Source organism: Xenorhabdus japonica (assembly GCF_900115195.1).
GTDB lineage: Bacteria > Pseudomonadota > Gammaproteobacteria > Enterobacterales > Enterobacteriaceae > Xenorhabdus > Xenorhabdus japonica.
In genome coordinates this window covers 1-1,443 of sequence record NZ_FOVO01000085.1, presented here as the reverse complement: position 1 = coordinate 1,443, position 1,443 = coordinate 1, and the positions used below count along the sequence as shown (strand labels likewise).

Genomic DNA, 1,443 nt, shown 5'->3' with positions numbered 1-1,443 from the left:
AAAGTGAACGGGGATATGCGGGCGGAAATCCTGCATATTCAGACCACACAGGTTACCGACCGGGTGGCCTTTGCTGAGGACATGAAGAAGGTACAGGCTGACGTCGGGGAGAATGCGGCAGCGATTGAAGAGAAAGCGACGGCGGTCTTTGATATTGATGGCAATGGGTATGCCATTAAGGAAATTGGTTCAGGGGTGAAGTACAAGGGTCAGTTCTATAAAGCGGGTATGATTATCGGGGCTGAGGTGAAAAATGGACAGGTCACCACCTCCATTGGATTTAATGCAGAGAATTTCGGCTGGTTTAATCCTGCCAGCGGGAAGATGGAGCCGTTTATGATGGCAAAAAATGGACAGCTCTTTGCTCGTGACGCCTTTATTGAGGATGGCAGCATTACCAATGCCAAAATCGGCAATTACATCCAGTCCAGAAATTATACTGCGGGACGGTCAGGGTGGAAAATTGATAAAAGCGGCTTCGCTGAGTTTGATAATATCAAGGCCAGGGGAGAAATTAACGCAACGTCAGGCTCCTTGAGAAATGTTACCATCGAAGAGAACTGCGAAATCAGGGGGACTTTGTCAGTGAACAACATCGTGGGGGATATCGTGAAAGTTTACACCCTGACCGATAGGAGTTTGACCATACCTCCTGCACCGTTCGATCGCGTCGTTGTTATTCCCGCATTGCAAATTGCAGCCAGTTCAAGCAAGCAGGCTTGGGTATCTTTAAATGGAAATACAATATGTCGGGCGAGGACATATGCGTCTATCATGAGCGGGGATTCTAGCAATGGACATGTTGTTATGGGAGGTTATGTTCCGTCAGTTATTACAGGCTATGGAACATTACCAAAAAATGCGTCAGGGAAAATTCAATATTACCAAGAAGGAGACCGGTTCATGATAACCATTCTGGTTTTCAAAGCATAATCCATAACACCCAACCACTTCTAACCTCTCAGGACTCACCCCATGTATTCACAAGGCACAATTAGCACCGTGTCCGGCTCGGCGATTGTCCACGGCACGGGCACACGGTTTAAAGACAATATCAACGGGGTTGCCCCGGCGCAGCTGATTTTAATCCAGTCCGCTAACGGCAACCTGTTACACATGATTCAGGCGGTAAACTCGGATACCGAACTGGTACTGGCCGATACAGCCAAAACCACCCTGAATAACGTGAAATACCAGATTCAGACGACTGTCCCCGATTCCGTTTCGGATGGCGTCCGGCATATGGTGGCGATTTACAGCTACACCCTCAATTTCCTCCAGAACATGGATGAGTGGATGACGCAGTTTGGAACGGCTGAGGTGACCCTGCCGAACGGCCGGACAGTGTCACTGAAATCGATTAATGCCCTGACACGGGATATCGATATACTGTTTCAATCTGCGCTCATGAGGTCGAAGAACGGGGCGGATATTCCCAATAAA

The 1,443-nt window shown here is 48.4% G+C and carries 1 protein-coding gene and 1 pseudogene; both read left to right on the top strand.

What is annotated here, in order from left to right; all coding sequences use genetic code 11:
- Nucleotides 1-933: phage tail tip fiber protein (locus tag BM135_RS16390; protein WP_139204138.1), on the top strand; the 933-nt coding region annotated here is incomplete at its 5' end.
- A 42-nt stretch (nt 934-975) separates the two neighbouring features.
- Nucleotides 976-1,443 (top strand): annotated as a pseudogene (locus BM135_RS17135) (hypothetical protein); the annotation flags it as partial.